Below are 22,169 nucleotides of genomic sequence, written 5' to 3'. Positions count from 1 at the left end.
TTGTATGAAAAAACGATCTGGTGCTGGAGAATACTTACTTCGATCTGGGCTGCTCCAAAGGGGAGGGCGGTAAGATCATTTACGTTTCAAAGGTACTGTTTGCCTCTCGTCAGTGGACCTGGGCCTGTTTTTAAATGAATGATATATAACCAAAACCAATTAGCAGATGGAGAGGAGAGCGTTTATCAATACAGCAATTTTTGGTGCAATACTGCCCTTTTCCGAGTCGGTGGCACAAGGCGCCGTCAGCAAAGAAAAGGGAGTGGTAGAGCCCCAGCGGACCATTCCTCTGGCCGGAGCTTATGATGTGATCGTTTGCGGTGCGGGCCCGGCAGGTATAGCTGCTGCCGTAGAGGCAGGGAGAAACGGAGCCAAAACGCTTTTGATTGAAGTACATGGTTGTTTGGGGGGAGTATGGACGGCCGGCAACCTTACCTGGATACTGGACAATCAGAACAAATCAGGTTTTATCAATGAAATCAAGCGTGACCTCGCCAAACTTTCCGGGCAGGGTACTGTTGCAAGCGGGAGCAGTTATGCTTTTGACGCCGAGATCATGAAGGTAGTTCTGGAGGCCTATTGTGTAGAGGCCAATGTCGATGTCCGTCTGCATACCAGAGTTGTATCAACGGCGGTGAAAAATGGAAGGCTTACGCACCTGCTGACAGAGTCTAAGTCGGGGAGGGAAGCCTGGTCAGCCAGGATTTTTGTGGATTGTTCCGGCGACGGGGACCTTGCCATGCAGGCAGGTTGTAAATACGATTATGGCGGCCCCGAAGGGGAAGGCCAGCCGATGAGCCTTCTGGCCATTGTTACCGGCATAAATTATGAAGAGATCAAACCGTTTGTCCGCGACGCCGAGGATAGCAAGGTGCGGTCTCCTTCTAAAAAAAGACTGGAAGCCGAAATCATGAAAAGTGGCGTGAAACCTTCCTATAGCCTGCCCGGGTTATATCCCATACATAAAGATCTGTTTATGTTAATGGCCAATCATGAATATGGTTATGTGGGGTTTGATGCCCGGCAAATCAGTATTGCCACCCTCCGGGCACGTGCGGAGGTGCATCAGATCGTGAATGGCCTCCGCTCACTTGGTGGCTCCTGGCAAAATTTAAGGATCGTGAGTACTGCCGAACAGATCGGGGTACGGGAAAGCCGCAGGATACATGGGTTGTATACCGTAACGGCTGGAGATATCATGGCCGGGGCACGGCATGAGGATGCGGTCTGTAGAGTAACTTTTGGAGTGGATGTGCATTCGGTGAAAAAAGATGATGAGAACAGGCAGGTATATAACCGGGGTGTAAAGGCCATACCTTATGACATACCCATCCGTGCATTAATTGCGAAAGATATCAAAGGATTAATGATGGCCGGGCGCTGCATAAGCGGTGATTTTATTGCGCATTCCAGTTACCGGGTTACGGGCAACTCTGTGGTGATGGGCGAGGCAGCCGGGCGACTGGCCGCCATTTCGGCAACTTCTAACCGCTTACCTCAGGAAGTGGATTGGACAGAGGTGAAGTGGACCATTTAGAATCTATTATAGTGAAAGCTGTTACTGATTATCCGGAAGGACGTTTAGTGAGATTGTTTTGTACCTATGGCACAACAAAACGGTTGTGATGCGGTAAGTTTTCGTCATATTGAATATGGATCGCAGGAAAATTAGCAGAAGTATGTTTTATCATTTTATCGGCCGTCTCGTAATACTGGTATTTTTGTTTTTAACTCATTCAGTCGTTTCGTACGGCTTGCATTGGCAAAAGCAGAAGGCGGATGAAAATTGTGTATTCCTGAAACATACCTTTACTGACGATTCACTCGAAACCTTTAGTCTGCTGGAATGCCAGGCGGCAGACGGACCAAGCAACTGGTTTAGCAGTGATATCCATCAATCAGTATGTAATTCGGGCCAGTGCAGGATGATTAGTATCCGGTTGGTTTGGGACGGTTTTGGAAATTATCATCACTTTGAATTAATGGATCGGGAGCCACTGACCAAAACGGATCATGCGGAATTCAGTGCAGATGATTACAACAGGCTTCATTTTATTTTATCTGATTCGTTATCTGTTTTTAAAGATCTTGAAATGGAAGATCTGGTGGTGGAAAAGAAAAATGATGTGGATGGGGTATCCGGCGCAACGCGTAAATCCTTGCACGACTACGTGGTGCAGGATGCGGTTTACACTTGTTTTACCTTGTGGAAGGTTGTTTACGGAAAGGGTAAAAAAAATATAAATAACCTTTTGAAACAGCGCGTTAGCCAGGGGTATCTGGCCAATCTGCTACATAAAAACGACCCGATCGCAGACTTCTGGGTGTTCAATATTCTTGCGGGTAACACACAGTATGTGAGCAGCTTTGTTGATCAGCTGATTGATAGAGTAGCGTCTAAAGACGAGCGTAATTCCAGCCTGGCATTGCGGGTGATCACGGTGGGCAGTTTAAGCAGTGAGGCAGTTCAGAAGAAACTGGCAGATCAGATACCAGAAGTAAATGATCTGAAAAGACTGGATATTATATGGAAGCTGCTTGAATGTCCTGCGGTTTCCGACGAAGTCGTGCTGCAATTACTTCGCTACTATCTGCAGGGTATACTGAACCCCGCTGCGCTCAGTTACGCCTATCAGTTAGTTTCGGCCAGGCATATTTCAAATCCTGATATATACCAAACAATAAAAGAGATATTGACAGATAAAAATCAGTATGTTAAAAATATCACCAATAGTTTGTTGTTAAAAAAGAAGTAATCCGGCTATTGCTTTGCTGACGGAGGCAGTCCTTGTTGAGAGCTAAAAACTGTTATTTTTTTTACAAACAAAATGCTTTGAGTATCCGAAGCGGACCCGCTCCGGATACTCCATTTGCCCCGGTGTTTCCGGTTTACTATTCTTTCATGTGATAAACCAGCAATGGCACGTGGGTTTCCACCACCAGTTTCCTGGTTACGCTTGGATTGATGATAAACTGTTCCCAAAAACCTCTTTCACGGGTAGATACAATCAGCAGGTCTGCGTTTACCTCTTTGCAGTAATTTTCAATCCCGTCCAGAACCCCTCCTCCGGTGCGTATCACAATATCGCTGGCCGGAATGTTAAATTCCGCGGTCATTTGTTCAATATACTGGTTATCCGGTTGGATGTTAGGTTGTTCCAAAGAGCTGATCTTGATAAAGGTAAGTTTGGCACCCAGCAGTTCCGCCAGTTGAATGACCTGACGGAGAATATCTGTTTCTTCATACTCCAGCTGCGTGGCATACACCACCTGCTTAAAGTCGGTGGTGGCAGCATCCGGGGGGATCACCAGCACGGGGCAGGGGGCGTCGGTGGCAATACCGGTTGCAGCGCTTCCGATTAGTTTATCCATAAAACTTCCTTTTCCGGTACGTCCCAGTACAATCAGGTCCGCATTGGTATTTTTTGCCTGGCGAAGAATGGCAGTATGAATACCATCCGATTCCCAGACGGCCTCGGCCTGATACCCCAACGCTTGCGCTTCTGCTACGTATTCGTCCAGCTGCTGTTTGTAAGAATTTTCCAGTTCTTCGTAAACCGGCAGGGAACTTACCGTAGCAGGGATGGAAATATCGGCAACATAGGGCTGGTAGGTATGCAGGATGGAGAGCGCGGCTCCGGTTTTGGATGCTATAGTTTCCGCGGCTTTGATAGCCTTTTGTGCATTTTCGGAAAAATCTATTGGAACGAGTATCTTTTTCATAACAGATTCAATTTTGAAATAATGGATTGGTTCCTGTATCGTGTCAGGGTAATGCAATTTTCAATGATTTGTAGGACAAAAGAATGACTTTACACATATAAAAAAGTGCGGCTGCTCATTATTTTCGAATACTGGTGCTACCTGAAAGTTGAACAACAGGAGTTACCAGGTTAACCAAAAATACAGTCACTTAAAAAAGCTGGCCGATACCCATTGTCGTGCGCCCAGGTAACGGCTTTTAGTACCTTATCGCGGTAATTGGGCTGATAGGCGCGGTAATAAGGATAAAAATATTGTTCATGAACCAGCAGGTCCGTATAGGGCTGGCGGCGTGATTCCCGTCCGTATCTTTCCAGGTGTGGCACAATACCTTCTATTTTCATGGTATCTATAATTACACTGCTTTTGATGAAAATAATATCCTCCTGATTATCCCTCCAGACAAAACGTTTGTTCATGTGGCGCCTTTGTTCTACGCTAAGGTAATAGGAGCAGGGAGGAAGATCGTCATCTACATTAAAATCGCAAAGCTGGCCTTTATAACCCGCGTCACGTAATGCTCTGGATACTTCAACGGGTACCTCGCCCCAGTGAAGCGTAGTAACGGGGCCGTCCAGTTCGGCACCCGCAAAGCGGCGTATCTGGGAGATTACCTGCTCACACTCCTGCTTCACCTGATGGTATCCGGCATTTCTGTAAGGATTGTCGGGAAATTCAGCCTTTGCATGAAAACTCAGCCGGAGCCAGGAAGCATTCGCTATCCATTCATTCCTGAATTTATCTGTCATCTGCGACAGATTAAAACCCTCCGTTTCGTAGAAAATGTTGATATGGACTTTCGTTCCAAACTGGTCATGCAACTCTTTCAGAAAACCCATGAACGGATTTTCAAAAAGCGACTGATAAGTACTTGCGTGAAGGTGAATATCCTTCAAAAACCAGATGGCATCGTCAATGGAAAGCCGGTATCGATCCACCAGGTTGGGAAGCCAGTAAATCGTGATTGTTTTGCTTTCTCCGGTTCTGGTATTCCTTGCTTCTATAATGTTCTTATACTGGTCCAGCATCAGTTCAGAAGTAAAGATATTACCTTTGCGGACCGCAGGCCTACCATTTACCGTGATGAGCGCATGGGCAGGAGCCGAAATTTTCACTTTGGTTTTAAGCGTGCCGTTGGTGGCAATTCCGTCTCCACTGTGGAGCATATCTCCGTCTACCGGGCTGATGAACCGGAACGACGTTTTGGGTTTCCGCTCATCGGGTAAAACAAAAGGGGCCAGTAACAAACCCAGACTTTTCAAAGAATGCCGTCTTACAAATTCGCGTCGGGAGTACATATTTCAAGGGTAGATTAGGCTTGGTGAGATACTGAGGAGGTTTTCTATTTTTGAAAAGTAATTAAACCGAATATTAAATAAAAAGAACAAGGAAGCCCAATGATGGGCATCTTTGTTTTAACCCGGATTACGCATTAGCTCATGGTCCGAAATAAAAATTTGCTTCATTGGCATTTCAGTTCTTGTCCGACAGGCCCCGGTCTGCCGTCACAGCGAACTTTACGCCAATTTTGCAAAATGATATTTCGTTCAAATTCCTATTGCGTAATCCGGGCTTAATCATTTTATCCACACGGCTTTTACGTAAGTTTGCCATTCCAAAGCAAAACGTCTGTTTACGCCGGAGCACGGATAAAAATGTTTGTTTTGTAAAAATGACCTTCGCACCTGAATTTCTGAATCCTAACCCTCAAACTGATATGTGCCTGCCTGACAAGAGAAAAGTGAAACTTTACCTAATTATCGCCGTTTGGCTGCTGGTGATTCCCGGCTGTGCCGCACAGGCCGTCAGGATTGGAGTTTTTAATGTGGATGCTACGCCACCCATTGGCAGCCCGGTTGCCTATGCCCGGGCACGCTCCATTACCGATTCGCTTAGTGCCAGAGGGGTTGTCATACTCTCCGATGAAAAACCGATTGTCTTGTGTGCCGTTGACTGGATAGGGATTTCAAATGAAGGACAGGATGTGTGGAGACGTAAGCTGGCGGACGCTGCCCATACAACCGTGGAACGGGTATCGGTGCATGCGTTACATCAGCACGATGGCGTGGTTTGTGATTTTAGAATCGAAAGGATACTGAGCCGATACGGTATGGGCGGTTCGCACATGGATAGCCTTTTTCTTTTAGAGGTGATCGATAATGTTGCAGCGGGTGTCAGCAAAGCCATGCGTAGTGCACAGGAGGTAACGCATGTTGGTTTTGGTCAGGCGCAAGTGGATAAGGTGGCTTCAAACCGGCGCATCCTGGGGCCGGATGGAAAGGTGGCCATTGTACGGTGGAGTAGTACCAAAGATCCAAAGGCTATAGCAGCCCCGGAAGGATTGATAGACCCCTGGCTAAAAAATGTAAGCTTCTGGCAGAATGACAAGCCGCTTGCAGTACTGACCTATTATGCTACACATCCGCAGAGCTACTATGGCCAGGGTGACGTTACCTGCGAATTTGTGGGTATAGCAAGGAATGCCAGGGAAAAGGCCACGGGCATTCCTCACATTCATTTCAATGGTGCCGGTGGCAATATTACAGCCGGGAAATACAATGATGGATCTCCGGCCACCCGTGTTCTTCTGACGGAAAGAATGGAAGAGGCGATGAAAAAAGCCTGGGCCCAAACCAGCAGGTCGGCCCTGACGAGCAAGGATCTTTCCTGGAAATATGTAAATACCCATCTGCCAAGCACACGCAATATTAATGCAAAGGATTTGAAAAAAACGCTGGAAGATACCACTTCGGGTACCTCTGATAAGTATGCAGCAGCTGAAAAGCTGGCGTGGCTGGAGAAAAACACTGTCACCAACCAGGTGACAATTTCTTCGCTAAGGCTCGACAGGACATGGCTGCTTAATCTCCCCGGTGAATTGTTCATTGAATACCAGCTTGCTGCCCAAAAGCTGCGCCCGGCGCCTGAGCAGGTATGTACAGCCGCTTATGAGGAATATGGCCCTGGCTACATCGGCACAAGCGCGGCTTATTCCCAGGGTGGGTACGAAACCAGCGGGCTGGCTTCCGGCGTGGCACCGGAGGTGGAGGAAGTATTGATGCGGGCGATCAGAGCTGTGTTGAAGTAAAACAAAAGGTCGGTCATGGCAAACCGGCTGCCTTATCCGCCGGTTTGCTGTTTCAAATTAATTCCTGTTTTGACCATTGACCGTTGCACCCACCGCCTACCGCCCACTGCCTACTATTAACTACCTACTGTTCACCAGATGCCATTGACAACCCTCTGCCTCAGGCTCTTACTCAATTACAAGCTTCCTGACCACCTCACGCTGGTACTGGTCTCTGAACCTGACCAGGTGTATTCCTTCGGGCAAGCCTTTGACGTCGATCATGATTTTGTTGAAACCGGGCTGGAGACTGATACTGCCGGATTTCAGCAAAATACCTGAGGTACTGAATATCTGTGTTTGCCAGGTACCTGCTTCATTGACGTTAAAGTCGATAAAGCTATTTTTTCCTGATGCAGCAGGGTTAGGATAAATGCTGCCTGCAAGGGGAACACCCTGATTGTTGGCGACAGAAATCATCCTGGAATAGGCAAAGGAACCGTCGAGGTCTACCATCCTGAGACGGTAATAATTGACCGCGAACGGCGGGTTTGCGTGTGTGTATTGATAATTGCCTGTATTCTGTCCCTGGACGTTGCCGAGTACTGTAAATGTGGTACCATTGAGGCTGTGTTCTATTTCAAAATGGCTGAAATCCTTTTCGGCGGCGGTTTTCCATGTAAGCAGGTTACTACCTGGTTCGGTGTTTTTACCTTGGAAACTGATCAGCGTAACGGGGAGCGACGGTTCTTTCTCGGCCAGTATGACGGCGGTACCACCACTAAATGAGGTTACTTCGTTGAACTGGGCAAAGGCGATGCCGTTGTCCGTACCATACGCGGGTGTAAGGAACAAGCGGGCGCCTGTGTTGATATCCGTTGCCGTGATTTGCGTCGGAACATATAAGTTGCCAGTGGTTTTAAACCATTTCACCTCATTGTTTTTCATGAACAGCGAAGCGTCTGATACAGTGCTTTCCATGGCTGTTACATCGGCCGTGTCATAGTAAAAACGTACTTTGACAGGATTCACCAGCGTAGTAGCGTGCAGATCCACATTCCAGTAGCGCCGCATGGCTACAATGCCTTTGTCGCTGTCCAGCACAGCAGTGTTGTTTTCCGCAAGCGTGATTTTAACAGTTGCTGTCGCTTTGGCCGCTTCATTACCGGTACTCCAGTCGATGGCGAAAATGAAGTTGTCGGGTTTTGTGGGATCGGCGTAGAAAGTCCAGCCGTTGTCCTCGCAGGTAGGCAGTAGGGGAAGGTCGTTGGCTGTATTCAGGCTCAGGGCTGCATTGGAGGCAAATTCATCAGGCTTGGTGTTGCTTTGTTTTTCATAAGCGCCCATGTCCACCGTGGTGTTGTGTTTACGCGGTTGCTCAAGCACGTCGATGTAAATTTCGCTGGCGGCATCGTTACTGCCTTTGTCCAGTGCCGGGGAGCAGACGCTGAGCTGCAGACCGTCGTCTTCGGTAAACCAGATACCATCCGGGCCCATAGGCTGGGCTTCGTTCACAAATGGGGACGATGTTCCCTGGATGTTGCCCGTTCTCCCGCTGCTGAAATCGGATTGGGTGAAGTTGTAGTTGGCGGTGATGTCCTGTCCCGGAAAATAAAGGTCGGGCGTCGCTGTATCATTGTCTCCATCGGTATTTCCCCAGAAAACACTGTTGGTGATCGCAGCTACATCAGCCGTCTGTGAATAAAAGTTTGTGGCGCCGCCCCCAAAATTTCCAATATTTTTGTAAAAAGTGGCATTCGTTAAAACGGGACTTTCACCACTGATCCCGCCGCCAAAATCGGCCTTATTGTCATAGAAGATCACGTTCTTGAAAATTGTAGGGCCTGATTCGCCCGAAGAGAATACACCGCCGCCTGCGCCCCACTCTCCGGTAACTTTATTTCCGTCGAAAACAGCGTTCAATAAGTCATAACTGCTCGATGTGCTGTTGATACCGCCGCCAAATTCGCCAGCATTATTGTCCTTAAAGACCACATTGATCATGGACGGCGAGCTATTCGTAATATCCATGCCTGCCCCGATCCGTGCCTGGTTACCTTCAATTCTGACGTTCATCAGTTGGGAAGATGAATGGTCGAGCGCTATTCCTCCTCCGTTGCTGGTGGCGGAGTTATTTTTGATGATGAGGTTTTGAAGTGTTGGTGACGCATAGGTGTTCCTGATACCACCGCCCAAAATACTGGAAGTTCCATCCTGAATGGTAAAGCCGTCCAGAACGGCAGTACCGGTGAGGGCTGTTGGCTCCGTGAAAGTATTGTCAATCACCGATTTTCCATTGCCTTTGAGTATGGTGGGGTTGGCGGCAGGATCCCGTTCCGATAAATCCAAATGGGTATTGAGCAATCCACCATAAATGCCCACACCCTCTTTCATCACAAATGAACTGCCGCTTGCAGGCTGGTAAGTACCTTTAGCCACCCACAGTTCATTACCTGCGGTTAGAAGCGGGTCAGCCAGAGCCAGGTCAAGATTGTTATAAGCCCGCCCCCAGGTTTTTCCGTCTCTCGGATCTGCTGTATTGGACGCATCCACATAGAGGTGACTGGCAACACCGACTGGGTATCGATATTCGTAGGCACCCTTGTCGTAACCCATTCCGGATGGTCTCGGGAAACCGGTAATATCTTTTAGTGCAACGTCGGTGATTGAGGTATTACCATCAGCCTCGACGACGGTCTTGCCCGAATTGATCGCCGTTGCCGGCGAGGTATCCACGTCATAAGCCAGTTGTAATCCATCATCCTCAGTGAACCAGATTCCGTCCGCTCCTTTGGGAAGGTTTTCGTTAACAAACAAATCAGTTGTTTTTACCTCGTTGGCTATTCCCGACCGCACGGTTCCTAAAGTAGTATACGAGACAACCGGGTAGCTACCAATGGGTGCTCCTCCTTTGAAGACGCTGTTGATAATGGAAGTGTATGAATATATTGACGCGCCATGCTCAGATATTAGCTCGTCCGTGGCGATATTATTCAGGAAGGTCGCATGGGTGATATGAAGCTTTATGCCTGTGTTGTACATGACGGCCGAAGAAGTGGTGGCCTGGTTGCCAACGAATACGGAGTTGGTAATATCCACCGTTGACTGGATCGATGAAATGGCTCCTCCGTTGGCTGCATGATTGGATTCAAAAACGGCGTTGTTCATTACCATCGTTACGCGATCGGCAACAACTGCACCTCCATAGCCGTTGTCGGCCTTATTGTTGCTGAAAATTACGTTGTCATATGCCGTCGATCCGCCATTATTATAAATTGCGCCACCATCGCCGTTGTTACTGCTGTTGCCGGTAAAGGATACATTCCTGAACCAGGGGGAACTGAGATCATTATAAACGGCTCCACCTCTCAGATCGGTTTCGTTTTGATCAAATATTGAATTTGAAATGGTTGGGGAACACCTATAGTTGTACATTCCTCCTCCTCCTGTTGCTCCTCCGTTGCCTCCGGTAATGGTAAACCCGTCAAGCTCCGATTTGCCGGTAATCGGCGGATCGACGCCACTGTTAACGTTCTTGATGACATGGCTGCCGTTGCCCTGCAGGATCGTTTGGTTATTTACCCAATCCCGCTGTTCGAACTCGGTATCGGTATTCTTAAATCCTCCATATATCCTGCTCAGTGGGAGCATCATGAACGATTTGCCTTCCTCAGGCTGATAGGTTCCTTTGGCGACCCACACCGACCCTCCCGAACCGACAATTGTCGGATCCAACGCATCCTCTAATTTGTTAAAAGCAGTGGACCATGAGGTTCCGTCATGTACTGCAGATGTATTCGAAACATCTACGTAGATAATGGCCCGATCCACACCGCCTTCGTAGGCACCCATATCGTTGGCAGCGCCCTGCGGCCTGGGAACGCCCCGGATGTCCGTTCCCGACGCACTGACAACCGAGGCAGAATAAAGTTCAGAAGTAATGGTTTCCGCCTTGTCTATGGGTGTTACTACGGCATCATAGACCAGGCGTAGTCCGTCGTCCGCCGTCATCCAGATACCGTCTGGGCCCGCCGGAACGCCTTCATTCAAAAACGGGGAAAAATCGCTCGAGATTGAATTAACAGGAGTGATTTCGGTACCTTGAGGGTTTATGAAAGAGTTTCTGACGGCGGTAGATACCGGATTACTAAAAAAGAGATCCCTTCGATTATTATAAAAGACACTGTTGCCGATGGTTACGGTAGCAGCGACTCCGGTAAATGCGTAGCACCAACTGTAATTTCCGATATTATTCGAAGCCGTGGCGTGTGCCATGGTAACGGTCGAATACTTACAATATACAGCAGCCCCGTATAAAGCCGAGTTCTGATCAAAAACCACGTTGGTAAGCAAGGAGGGCTTGTCGGTCGGAGTGTATGCAATGTAAACGGCTCCGCCATAGGTGCCCGTGCCTGCCTCGCTCACGTTTTTAGAGAACACAACCTTATCTAAAGTAAGAGATGACTCGGAGCAGTAGAACCCGGCTCCATAGGCATAGGACTTGTCGCCATCAGACGAAATGCATTTGTTGTCTGAGAAAATCACATTGTTCAATACCGCACTAGATTGATTATTATTAGCCATTCCTCCGCCCAGGGAAAAATTATTAGCCGAAATGCATTTATTGTCTGAGAAAGTCACATTGTTCAATACCGCACTAGATTGATTATCATTAGCCATTCCTCCGCCCAGGGATAAATTATTAGCCGAAATACATTTGTTCCCAGAGAAAACCACATCGTTCATTACCACACTGGAATGGAAAACGTTGGCCAATCCGCCACCGATGGCCATAGAAGTAGCGGAATTGCAGATGTTATCAATAAACTTAACGTTGGTAAGAACCGTTGTGGAATTAAAGTTAAACATACCTGCACCGAATGGATAGAGTGAGGGGTTAAAGGCACTGTCAAAAAAGAGATTGTCGCGGATAATCAGGTTACGAAGTGTCGGTGAGGAAGATAAAATACACATCCCACCGGCATAGTCGAGCCTGTTTATGCCCTCGCAAATTGTAAAGCCATCCAACACCGGGTTATTCCGCACCTCTTTAATATAAAATACGCTGTTGCCGTTGCCCTTCAGTTTGGTCACATTAGCTTCCCAGTCCCGCTGGCTTATGTCCGTATCGGTATTGGTGAAACCGCCGTAGATCTCTACGCCGGCCTTGAGCGTATAACTGGCCTCGAAGGCTGGCTGGTAGGTTCCTTTGGCTACCCAGATCACATCGCCACTGACGGCGGCAGTAACGGCATCTTCAAATTTTGTATAGGCTGTGGCCCAACTGAGGCCGTCGGGCGTAGGGGCGGTGCTGGAGGCGTCCACATAACGGCGGGTTGCGCTGGCATCGATGCTTCCTAAGAGGATTAGGATCAGCATAATTGCCTGGCTGAAACGGGGTGAAAGATTACTTTTTGTTCGGTGTGTTTGCTTTAAATGCATGGTTGTTTTTTGAATTTTCTGATATAAAAGGTGGGACAGACGGGTTTTGTGAAAAGGAATCTCAACCGCTTTCAGGTATGTCGTTCATCGGATCCGACGGGTCGTCTGCAGGTTCAGTACCGTGTTGACGGAGTTTTCTCTGCATCCTGGTCTTGGCTCTGCGTACGCTCGCGGAGTCAATATTGAGGATGGCCGCAATTTCTTTTGTTGACAATTTGAGATCATAGTAGACCAGCAGCCATATTTCGTTGTTAGACAGGTACGGGTGCTGTTTCTTACGGTTATCGAAAAAATCGGGATGGGTCAGTTCAAAATTGATCTTAAGCTTGCTGCGTTCTGCAACAGACAATGGATTACCGGCTGACCCCGATTCAACGACTAAGGGCTGTTGCACCTCGGTCGCCGAATGGGATCGTCCGGGAAGTTTGACAGGGAGGGCTACATTAGTAAGAGGGGACGAGTCTTTTTCAGGTTCGCTGTTTGTGTCCGTATGTATAGGTGGGAGGGAGCCACTTTTTTTCTTAATATATTGTAATGTTAGTACAGCTGATATGGCAATGGCCTGCGTGAGGATCACATACAGCAGGACCGCTATGGGTAAACCATACATGCCCGTCAGGTCCTTAAAAAATGGGCCGTAAAAACTGATACTAATCACGACGATCAGTTCGATCAGGAAATAGTAGATGATCGGTTGCTTGTTCATGAACAATGGGAGGGTATGAGTTAAGAATTAAGAGTTATGAGTTAGGGCGATTCTTGTAAGAGAGGTCTTGATAATGGTAGCAGCCAGGCCGGATATGAAAAAGGAAGCACAAAACAACCCTGTTTCTGCCTGAGAGGCTAAAATCGGGCATGGACAAAGTATGGACAAAAAAAATATTTTGTGGATAACTTGGGTTGAGGGATGAATTCGGGGTTAAGAATTACGACTCATGAGTAGAGCAGTAATAGTAAAGTGAACGCCGACGACCAGTGGTCCTATTTCAGGTATGGACGAAACCGTTCTAGCTGACAATTTGGCCTCTCAAATTATCGGACTTTATAGACTTGCCGATGCTTAGCTCTATCTTTGCCATATGAAGCCTATATTCCCCGCCACTTACTCTACGCTTTGCCCTGATGCTTTGTCTGCACTCATTTCAGATAAATACGACATTGAGGTAATCCAATGTAAACTGTTAGTCCGGGGTGTTGGAGACACCTATCTTGTTGAATCTGGCGATGACCGTTTTATTCTAAGGATATATCGTTGTTCTCACCGGAGTTTGGCTCAGATAAAAGAAGAGGTGCTGATATTACAAACACTGAAGCATGCCGGGGTTTCGGTGTCTTATCCGATTTTGGACGTTTCAGGACAAGCAATTTTAAGTATTGAAGCAGTGGAAGGATTGAGGCATTAGGTATTGTTCAGTTATGCTGCGGGAAAAGTGGTGAGGGTGCTCAATGAAAACCAGTTATTAAATCTTGGTAAGGAAATGGCACGCTTCCATCATGTGTCCTCAAATATGCCGGAAGTAGGAGCGCGATGGAACTTTAACTTTGAAACTACCATCGACAATCCTTTAAGAATGATAGGTGGTTCTTTTAGGGATGATCCGGAAGGATACAATTGGTTAAGTGAGAAAGCCAGGATTGCGAAAGATCAGCTATTACTTATGGATACTGCTGACTTTTCAGCTGGATATTGTCATTTTGATTTTCTTCCCAAAAATTTCCATTTTGAAAATGACCGGATTACGTTATTTGATTTTGATTTTATGGGTTATGGCTGGCTGGTGAATGATATTATGACCTTTTGGCAATATTTGGTTTTAGAAGTGTACACAGGAAGGATGACGCAACCGGCTGCGGATGAGGCATACACCATATTCTTAGAAGGTTACAGGAATCATCGCTCCATCAGTGAGGTGGAGCTTGCTGCGGTTCCATACCTTTCTTTTGGCTTCTGGCTTTTCTATATGGGATTTCATACGACTCATGACCAATTTACACTTTACACCCAGGCTCCTCATGTTAAATCCTATCTGGGTATTTTAAAACATATCGTTAAATCATTCTGGACGAAGGATGTTGAGATTTGAAGTTAAACAACCTGAGAGGGTAGTGATAGAAACTCAAACTATGAAACAATTTGTATATATCAGTAAGTGACTTGCAGTGATATACATAATTGTAAAATGCATTTGAATCAATGGGCTTTTGGAAGAGACTTCAGTTCATCTTCCTTTGAGTTTCATCCGCGCCAAGAATAGCTATCTTTTTGTAAAGCCGACTTTTGGCGCGTCGTACACTGCCCGGGTCTACGTTCAGTAATGCAGCAATTTCCTTCGTAGAAAGATTGATGTGAAAATATGCGAAGAGCCTTATTTCATTCTTGGTCAGAGAAGGATATCTGGCAATGAGGTCAGAGAAAAAATTGGGATGGACCTGTTCGAAATGCAGTTTGAACTTTGACCAGTCTGAGTCAAGATACAGGTTGCTGTTCAGCAGGGATTCAATGTCTTTAATATTCTCGTTTTTGTTGTCGGCATTCGAGTCGTGGATTTGCTTTTTTAGTTTGGCAAGCATTTTGTTTTTTTGCACGATGTACAATGTTGTGGATGCCAGTTCACGTTGGTTCACTTCCAGGGTTTGATTCAGAAGTTCATTTCTGATTTTTTCCTCATTGATTTCGGCATTGATTTTTTCATTTTCCAGTTTCATAAATCTTTGCTGCAGGGTAATCTCACGAAGGTCAAATTCCAGCTGGTTCGCTTCTAACTTTTTCTGGTTCAAATCGTTTTGCAGCAGTCTTGTACGGGCAACCAGCGCCACCGAGAAACCAAATGCCTGTGCAACGATGCTGAGGTCGGGAAGAAATGTTTCGTCAGTACGGCTATGGCTCACAAAAACATGGAACAAAGTGGTACAAATTATAAAAACCAGCGGCACTGTATTGGCCACTAAAAACGGACCCGCCGTACGGAGCCTTCGGCGATAACCGGATACAGAGGCAAACAGGACAGCGCATATCAGCAGGAGCGCCAGGATATTCTCGTACACCGTAGAAACTCCGAGCAGGCATATTACGCTTACATTCAGTAAGGTAATGGTGCCGGTGACCGCCAGGTAAAAGATCAGCCCGTATTTTAGTACTTTGTCATGTACAGGAAGGTTTTTGGGCGTTTCCAGATAGGATCTTGTGAATTGCACAATGCCATACATGATCAGTATGAGACTGATGTACATCAGCAAAAAATTCAGGTTAAAATAAGCAATGAACCCGTTGGGTTTCAGCTGGAAGGTGAAAACGGGGCCATTAAAAAAACCTGTAAAAAACTCCCGGTATGAAGTTATATAGATGATTCCGCCGAGCTGTGCGATGAGATAATATAAAATTGTTCGGTCCCGGAAGCTGAAATAGACATATAAATTGTTGAGAAAAAACAGCAACAGTACCACCAGCGAGGCTACCCAGGCAATCCATACGATTCGCTCTTCCTGAATACTGGCCTTTTGTTGTTTGAGCACTATTTTTGGTTTGAATGCCGGGGCGTATTTACCGGATGGCGGTAGGTCCGTTTTAACATACAATACATTTGTAGTTTGTCCCTGTAAAATGAAGGGCATTGTTAACACCCCGCGCTTGCGATAATCGGACCTTGATTTAATACCTGTTTCCCGGGCGACCCATTTCCGGTCGTTGCTGTCAAAATAATAAAGTGTATTTTTAAAATAGGGGCGAAGCCAAAGATCAAAATGCTGGTCGTAAAAAAAGGGATTCTCAATTTTTAGCCTGAGCCAGTAGGCTGTTTCTTTTCCCGGGCGCAGTGAATCGTTTGAAATAAAGCGAAAGGTGGTATCGGAAAGAATCTGGTGAATGGTATAACCTTTGTCAGGTAGTAGTTCGTAATTTTTTATTTGTGCAGATACACTGTCGGTCAGGAGGTAGGGCACCTGGGCAACCACAGCATGAAGAGGCAACAAAAGGATAAAAATTAAGAATATCTTCTTCAAGGAGGCCCTTCTTTATAAGAAAGAACAAAAGTAATCTGAAAATGGCAGATCGGGTTCATGATTTGTTAGTTATTATTAAGGATGTGATCGGGAAGGAAGGAAGGAAGGAAGGAAGGAAGGAAGGAAGGAAGGAAGGAAGGGATTGTCCTTTTCCCATCTCTTCTGCCCCAGATTCCTGCCTGGAATAAGCTTGATAATGCGGAGAATATAGACTACATTCAACGCATTAAATGCGGAGAATAAATATGTACATCCATCAAAAAGCACTCTGGCCAAAATTCTCCTGCGATAATAATGTTATCATCCAACCTTTGGCTTCAATAAGAAACAAACAAGGTCGGCTTATTGGCAAGATGGAGACTCTTGGCTTTTCGTTAAGGGAGGAAGCAGTTTTACAGACGCTTACTTTAGATGTGCTTAAGTCAAACGAAATAGAGGGAGAAATCCTGGACCCGGAACAAGTACGCTCTTCCATTGCCCGAAAACTTGGAATGGATGCAAGCGGGCTGTCCACTGCTGATCGTAATGTTGAAGGTGTGGTGGAAATGCTGATGGATGCAACAAGCAACTTTTCGAAAGAACTTACAGAGGAAAGATTGTTTGGTTGGCACTCAGCACTTTTTCCAACAGGCAGAAGCGGGATGTTTAAAATCACGACAGGGAACTGGCGAGACGGTTCTAGCGGCCCTATACAGGTTGTGTCAGGTGTGTTGGGAAAGGAAAAAGTTCACTTTGAGGCTCCCGTTTCGGATAAAATTCCATCAGAGATGCATCAGTTTATAGCGTGGTTCAACAATGATAAGAGCAATGACCCGGTAATCAAAGCAGCTATTGCACATTTATGGTTTGTCACGATACATCCATTTGCCGATGGTAACGGACGCATAGCTCGCACGATTGCTGACATGCAATTGGCACGATCCGACAAGACCTCCCAGCGCTTTTACAGCATGTCTGCACAGATCAGAGTTGAAAGAAACAAATATTACGACATTCTGGAAAAAACTCAAAAAGGCGAGCTTGATATTACAGAATGGCTTGTGTGGTTTCTGGCTTGCCTGGACAGAGCCATTTCAGTTAGTGATGAAATCTTGGAATCTGTGCTCAGAAAATCGCAGTACTGGAATATGTTTAGCGGAAAGAATATCAACCGGCGGCAAAGAATCATGTTAAATAAACTTCTTGACGGCCTTACCGGGAAACTCAACACATCCAAGTGGGCAAAGATTACCAAGTCATCTCAAGACACGGCGCTGCGGGATATTCAAAATCTTGTCGATCAGAATATTTTGGTGAAAGAAGATTCTGGCGGACGCAGTACCACTTACCGCTTAACCGAATTGCCCCCTGCCCAATCCCCCCTGCTCACGATATGATTTTACACATGGTCTGGTGACCATAGAGCAGGATTTTTAAATCCAGTTCGTTTTCCGCGCACTACGGCAACATCATTCTACTTTTATCTATATTTATGATACTATTTTTCACAAATTGGTGAATATTGAATGATTATATTATTTTCCATAAACAATAAATTTATGGACTATGAAAGCTGTTGAATTTCACCTACCTCAGGATGTCGACAAATCATTTATAGTTTTCCGGGAAACCGGTGATTTCTTTCCTGCGCCCTGGCATTACCATGCGCATTATGAGTTTGTACTCGTTACCAAAAGTACCGGCAGGCGAATGGTCGGTGACCACATCGGATATTTCGGAGAGGAAGACCTGGTGTTTATGGGTTCGTTGCTGCCACACGTCTGGGTGAATGATCCTATTTATCTGGAAAGGCGGGCCGACCATAAAGCGGATGCCTTGGTATTACACTTTACAGATGATTTTCTGGGAGAAGATTTTATGAATATTCCGGAAATCGAAAATTTCCGTAAAGTTTTAAAGCTGTCAGAACGCGGCATGACCTTGCTGGGAGATACTCGCAAGAAAATCAATGCGTTGATCAAACAAATGCCCGACATGAACGGACTCCAGAGGTTATCTTCCCTGTTCCTGATTTTTGATATCATGTCCAACACCAATGAATACGAGCTGCTGGCCAGCCCGCGTTTTGTGCAGAACTTCCACTATGGCTCGTCCGACCGGTTTAAAAAGATAACCGGGTATATCATGCAAAATTTTGACAAGGACATAAGCCTGCCGGAAATGGCTGCTGTAAGCAGTATGGGGGTAACGGCGTTCTGTAATTTTTTCAAGGAGCAGTTCCGCGTCACGTTCGTGGAGTACCTCACAACGGTGCGGATCGGGCATGCGTGTAAGCTGTTGTCCCAAAACGATCGGAAGGTGGTGGAGGTGGCTTATGAGTGCGGTTTTACAAACCTTGCCAACTTCAACAGGCAATTTAAAAAGCTGAAAAGCATGACACCGAGTGACTACCGGAGAACCCTGAATATTTAGCGATCTGCCGAAATTCTGGTACGGACTTTTGCATGATAGTATCACAGGCACTATGAAGTCAGGAATATGTAATGGCTGTTTCGAATGGAAATTGCCTTGTTCTCGATTATCCGGTTATGTGGTATTTGGGGAGGTATCCCTTGTTGTTCTATTTGAACTCCAGTAGCATACCAGCGGTACCGGCTCCTGGATTATACCTGATTTTCGGAATGGAATGTGGCAAGGTTGCCGTTTGTTCCGGAGGTCTTGTAATTAAAAGGATATTTTTGAAAGAGGCCGTTGATCTGGTGACTGAACTGGTTGAGCAGTGATTCCCATTTTTCACTTTCACCCGGCTGGTAATCATAAAATCCGCCGTTGCTTTCCATTCCCAGGCGTTTGTTCCGCATCATGGCATTGAAAAACTCCGGAGCCTTTTTATCCTGTGCCAGTTCAGGATTGAGATCCTTCATGACCATACCATAGGCATCGGTGCCCATCAGGTCCATGTACCGCAAATTTCCTGCAAAGGGAAGATAGTAGCCGGCATCATTTCTGCAGGCTCTGTCTATGTCACCCACATTGGCATAGCCATTTTCTATCAGGTAAAATGCTTCCCGTATCATGGCCGCGAAAAGCCGCATCCGGATCCCCGAATCCCCGTTTACAATATAGGGGTCTTTGTTCCAGCATGATAATGCCGTTTCGGAAAAATAGTGTGTGAAGGCCGGTTTGGTGACTGAATTGGCTATGATTTCAAGGAATAATGTTGTGTTAGCGGGCTCTACCCAGTTGGCCCCCAGGATACGGTCAGGATTGCCGGCCTGGGACTGTAGCTGGCTCAAAGGAATTGATTCTGTATTGATGGCGATGAGGGTATCCGCCGGAATGACGGCTTCGAGCGCCGAGATGGCCCGCTGTTTATGAATGAGATTTTCATCGGTCACAACAATGGCCATCGAGATACTTTCTTCCAAATGCAGATCCCGGATCACACTTATTGTCCCGATGGGCGTATCTTCCGGGAGAGCCCCGGCATACTGTTGCAGGTAACGCTGCGCGTTTTCGCTGTCCGGCGTACTCAGATAAACTGGCTGTCCGGCTTTTTGCAGACAAAGGGCTATGCTGTAAGCCAGTCTATTGTCACCCATCAGCAGAACAGGTGATTGAGGGTATCCGGATACTTTCATTCGTTGAAGGATTAAACGTGTAATTTAATGTCTGCAGGTACCTCGCTGCCTTACTGATAATTTTTGCCTGAGATAAGGTAATCGTTTACTTTTCCGGCAGGGTATTCTGCTGCCAGCTGATGTATTTCGTTGTTGAAACTGGCAAACGCTTCATCCCACTGGTCAGCTTCTCCATGCACGTAGGGATACAATCCTTTGCTGTTATGAATGCCTTTAGCCGCGGTTTGGACCATTTCCTGCATTTTTGCGGGTACCTTTTCGGAATTACTCAATTCAGGAAAAAGCTGATCGATAATGGCAGCATAGTCACCGAGCCCCATGTAATCCATCCGGCGAAACAAACCCATCAGGGTCATCCATGATCCCGCATCATAACGGAAAGCCTTATCAAAATCCTCTTGTTTGGCCACATTGTTTTCAAGCAGGTGAAATATCTCCCGGTATACCGCATACATCAACCGATTGGTGATAAACCCGCGGATATCTTTTTTGAGCAAAGTGGGCTCCTTGCCCCAATGATGAGCCAATGTAAAAATATGGTCGGCACAATCCGCGGAGGTAAGTTTGCCGCAGGTGATCTCAAGAAACCGGGTCATGAAGGCGGGTTCTGCCCAATGGACTCCCAGAAAGCGTTCAGGATGAGCAACCTTCTCCTGCAAAACACTGATGGGGATGGCTGAGGTGTTAGACCCAATGATGGTTTTAGAACTTACCACCGACGTGATTTTATGATACACCTCGGCTTTGATCTCTATTTTTTCGATCACACATTCCAGAACAATACTGCAGGCACCGAGCAAATCATAATCTTCGGATATGGTCAACCGGTCCAGATAAAAGGAGGGGTTATTTTTGATCATGCCTGCCTGCTGGCATAGTTCCAGTTGGCGGCCAATTTTGGAGGGGGCCTCCTGTGCATCATAAGAAACAGGCGCAAGAGCCACCACCTGATGCCCTGCCACCAGCAACGCCGCTACGATGCTGGAGCCCATCAGGCCCAGGCCCACCACGCCAATCCTTATATCCTCCACTTTCATGAGTTCGTTCATGTTGTTTACCGTCTGGTCTACGGCAGTTTTACAATACAATCTATTTCCACGCGGATGTTTTCTGCCAGTACGGACTGCACCGTGGTTCTGGCTGGTTTTATTCCCGGGAAATAGGTGGCATATACTGTATTGTACCTGTCAAATTCATTGATATCAGCCAGGTGTGCCGTACATTTTACGACGTTCTCCATGCTTGCACCTGCTGCTTCCACAATGGCTTTGATATTGTCCAGTGTCAGCCGGGTCTCTTCTTCAATGGTACCGAGCACAAATTTTGAAGTTTTAAAGTCTACGGCCGCCTGACCGCTTACAAATAAAAAGCCGTCAACGATAATGCCGTCAGAATAAGCACCGGTTGCGAAGTCTGGATTTCGGTCGGGATGATTTACTTTTTTCATAAATGATAAGTTAATAAGCGATTTGGTATAGACAAGAGCAGATGGTATCTTCTGGTTCCTGCGCGGGTCTGATTTAATAAATGGCTGTCAGGCATTAAGTCCCCCGTCCATCAGGATGTTTTCTCCGTTGATGTAGGCTCCTGCATCGGACGAAAGTAATACCACCAAACCTTTGATGTCATCCTGATTGGCCATACGGCGCAGCGGTACTTTTTTGCAATAATTATTCACAAAAGCTTCGGGCTGATTGTTGAACAATCCCCCCGGGCTAATGCAGTTGAAACGGATATTTTTACCGGCGTTCATCTGGGCCATATAGCGGTTGAGGTTGATCAGCCCCGCGTTGTGAAAGAAATAATCGGGGGGTAAATCACCCATGCCGGGTGCTCCGTCGTAATTGGAAAGGTCCGGGCCGAACATCCCCATCATGGATGCGATGTTGATCACACTGCCGCCGCCACTCTGCACGATCAGGGCGGTCATTTCCCGCAGGAGATTCATCATCCCGGTAGCATTCACCTGCATTGATTCTTCAAACTGGTCAATAGGAGCATGATAACCCTTCATAGGCCTGGAAACGGCGTTATTTACAAAACCGTCCAACCTGCCGAATTTTTCCATAATTCCGGATTTCAAAGCTTTTACGGAATCTGCATCGCCCTGGTCTGCCTGCATAGCGTGTACATCCAGGTTTTTATCTCTAAAATAACCGGCATTCTTTTCTGCAGAAGAAAGGTCTCGAGAGGTAGTAATGACGGTGGCGTCCGCTTCGGCCAGTCCTTCTACAATACATTTTCCATAGTTCCCCGACCCACCCGTAACCAGGATGACTTTATTTTTTAAACTGAGTAAGTCTTTTACATTCATGATT

General features: G+C 46.6%; 15 protein-coding genes and 1 pseudogene. 7 read left to right on the top strand and 9 right to left on the bottom strand.

Annotated elements, in window-relative coordinates; translation table 11 throughout:
- Positions 1 to 166: 166 nt before the first annotated feature.
- Both KOE27_RS13915 and KOE27_RS13910 read left to right on the top strand, forming a co-directional pair.
- Positions 167 to 1,537: an FAD-dependent oxidoreductase gene (locus tag KOE27_RS13915; protein WP_215239467.1), complete on the top strand. Its 1,371-nt coding sequence runs from the start codon at positions 167 to 169 to the stop codon at positions 1,535 to 1,537.
- Between the two features lie 142 nt (positions 1,538 to 1,679).
- Positions 1,680 to 2,756 carry a hypothetical protein gene (locus KOE27_RS13910; protein ID WP_215239466.1) on the top strand — a complete coding sequence of 359 codons (1,077 nt, stop codon included), beginning with the start codon at positions 1,680 to 1,682 and terminating at the stop codon, positions 2,754 to 2,756.
- A gap of 136 nt (positions 2,757 to 2,892) precedes the next feature.
- On the opposite strand, the gene KOE27_RS13905 is transcribed toward KOE27_RS13910, so the two are convergent.
- Positions 2,893 to 3,723: a universal stress protein gene (locus KOE27_RS13905; RefSeq protein WP_215239465.1), complete on the bottom strand. Its 831-nt coding sequence runs from the start codon at positions 3,721 to 3,723 to the stop codon at positions 2,893 to 2,895.
- A 170-nt stretch (positions 3,724 to 3,893) separates the two neighbouring features.
- Positions 3,894 to 5,060: a hypothetical protein gene (locus KOE27_RS13900; protein WP_229252768.1), complete on the bottom strand. Its 1,167-nt coding sequence runs from the start codon at positions 5,058 to 5,060 to the stop codon at positions 3,894 to 3,896.
- Between the two features lie 374 nt (positions 5,061 to 5,434).
- Between KOE27_RS13900 and KOE27_RS13895 the strand changes: the two genes are divergently transcribed.
- On the top strand, positions 5,435 to 6,850 hold the full coding sequence (locus KOE27_RS13895; RefSeq protein ID WP_215239464.1) for a hypothetical protein: 1,416 nt from the start codon (positions 5,435 to 5,437) through the stop codon (positions 6,848 to 6,850).
- 168 nt (positions 6,851 to 7,018) lie between these two features.
- On the opposite strand, the gene KOE27_RS13890 is transcribed toward KOE27_RS13895, so the two are convergent.
- The gene (locus KOE27_RS13890) at positions 7,019 to 12,271 is read right to left on the bottom strand and encodes a choice-of-anchor Q domain-containing protein (protein WP_215239463.1); all 5,253 of its coding nucleotides are present in this window, start codon (positions 12,269 to 12,271) and stop codon (positions 7,019 to 7,021) included.
- A 61-nt stretch (positions 12,272 to 12,332) separates the two neighbouring features.
- Positions 12,333 to 12,977 carry a helix-turn-helix transcriptional regulator gene (locus tag KOE27_RS13885; RefSeq protein ID WP_215239462.1) on the bottom strand — a complete coding sequence of 215 codons (645 nt, stop codon included), beginning with the start codon at positions 12,975 to 12,977 and terminating at the stop codon, positions 12,333 to 12,335.
- A 373-nt stretch (positions 12,978 to 13,350) separates the two neighbouring features.
- On the opposite strand from KOE27_RS13885, the pseudogene KOE27_RS13875 reads away from it, so the two are divergent.
- Positions 13,351 to 14,355 (top strand): annotated as a pseudogene (locus tag KOE27_RS13875) (phosphotransferase enzyme family protein).
- Positions 14,356 to 14,485: 130 nt separating this feature from the next.
- On the opposite strand, the gene KOE27_RS13870 reads toward KOE27_RS13875, so the two are convergent.
- Positions 14,486 to 16,270 carry a 7TM diverse intracellular signaling domain-containing protein gene (locus KOE27_RS13870; protein ID WP_215239459.1) on the bottom strand — a complete coding sequence of 595 codons (1,785 nt, stop codon included), beginning with the start codon at positions 16,268 to 16,270 and terminating at the stop codon, positions 14,486 to 14,488.
- Between the two features lie 41 nt (positions 16,271 to 16,311).
- On the opposite strand from KOE27_RS13870, the gene KOE27_RS13865 reads away from it, so the two are divergent.
- The 3 genes from KOE27_RS13865 to KOE27_RS13855 all read left to right on the top strand — a co-directional run bounded on the left by KOE27_RS13865 (position 16,312) and on the right by KOE27_RS13855 (position 18,682).
- The gene (locus tag KOE27_RS13865; RefSeq protein WP_215239458.1) at positions 16,312 to 16,458 is read left to right on the top strand and encodes a hypothetical protein; all 147 of its coding nucleotides are present in this window, start codon (positions 16,312 to 16,314) and stop codon (positions 16,456 to 16,458) included.
- A gap of 51 nt (positions 16,459 to 16,509) precedes the next feature.
- Entirely contained in the window at positions 16,510 to 17,646 is a 1,137-nt protein-coding gene (locus KOE27_RS13860) for a Fic family protein (protein ID WP_229252969.1), read from the top strand.
- Positions 17,647 to 17,815: 169 nt separating this feature from the next.
- Complete coding sequence (locus KOE27_RS13855) at positions 17,816 to 18,682, top strand: AraC family transcriptional regulator (protein ID WP_215239456.1); 867 nt, start codon at positions 17,816 to 17,818, stop codon at positions 18,680 to 18,682.
- 191 nt (positions 18,683 to 18,873) lie between these two features.
- Here the strand turns inward: KOE27_RS13855 and KOE27_RS13850 are convergent, their stop codons facing one another.
- The 4 genes from KOE27_RS13850 to KOE27_RS13835 all read right to left on the bottom strand — a co-directional run bounded on the left by KOE27_RS13850 (position 18,874) and on the right by KOE27_RS13835 (position 22,165).
- Positions 18,874 to 19,851 carry a 3-hydroxyacyl-CoA dehydrogenase family protein gene (locus KOE27_RS13850; RefSeq protein ID WP_215239455.1) on the bottom strand — a complete coding sequence of 326 codons (978 nt, stop codon included), beginning with the start codon at positions 19,849 to 19,851 and terminating at the stop codon, positions 18,874 to 18,876.
- 50 nt (positions 19,852 to 19,901) lie between these two features.
- A complete protein-coding gene (locus tag KOE27_RS13845; protein ID WP_215239454.1) occupies positions 19,902 to 20,900 on the bottom strand; it encodes a 3-hydroxyacyl-CoA dehydrogenase family protein in 999 nt (332 codons plus the stop codon).
- Positions 20,901 to 20,917: 17 nt separating this feature from the next.
- The gene (locus KOE27_RS13840) at positions 20,918 to 21,298 is read right to left on the bottom strand and encodes a RidA family protein (RefSeq protein WP_215239453.1); all 381 of its coding nucleotides are present in this window, start codon (positions 21,296 to 21,298) and stop codon (positions 20,918 to 20,920) included.
- 87 nt (positions 21,299 to 21,385) lie between these two features.
- On the bottom strand, positions 21,386 to 22,165 hold the full coding sequence (locus KOE27_RS13835) for an SDR family oxidoreductase (protein WP_215239452.1): 780 nt from the start codon (positions 22,163 to 22,165) through the stop codon (positions 21,386 to 21,388).
- Positions 22,166 to 22,169 lie beyond the last annotated feature (4 nt).

The organism is Dyadobacter sp. CECT 9275 (genome assembly GCF_907164905.1).
Taxonomy (GTDB): Bacteria; Bacteroidota; Bacteroidia; order Cytophagales; family Spirosomataceae; genus Dyadobacter; species Dyadobacter helix.
This window is presented reverse-complemented; position numbering and strand designations above follow the sequence as displayed.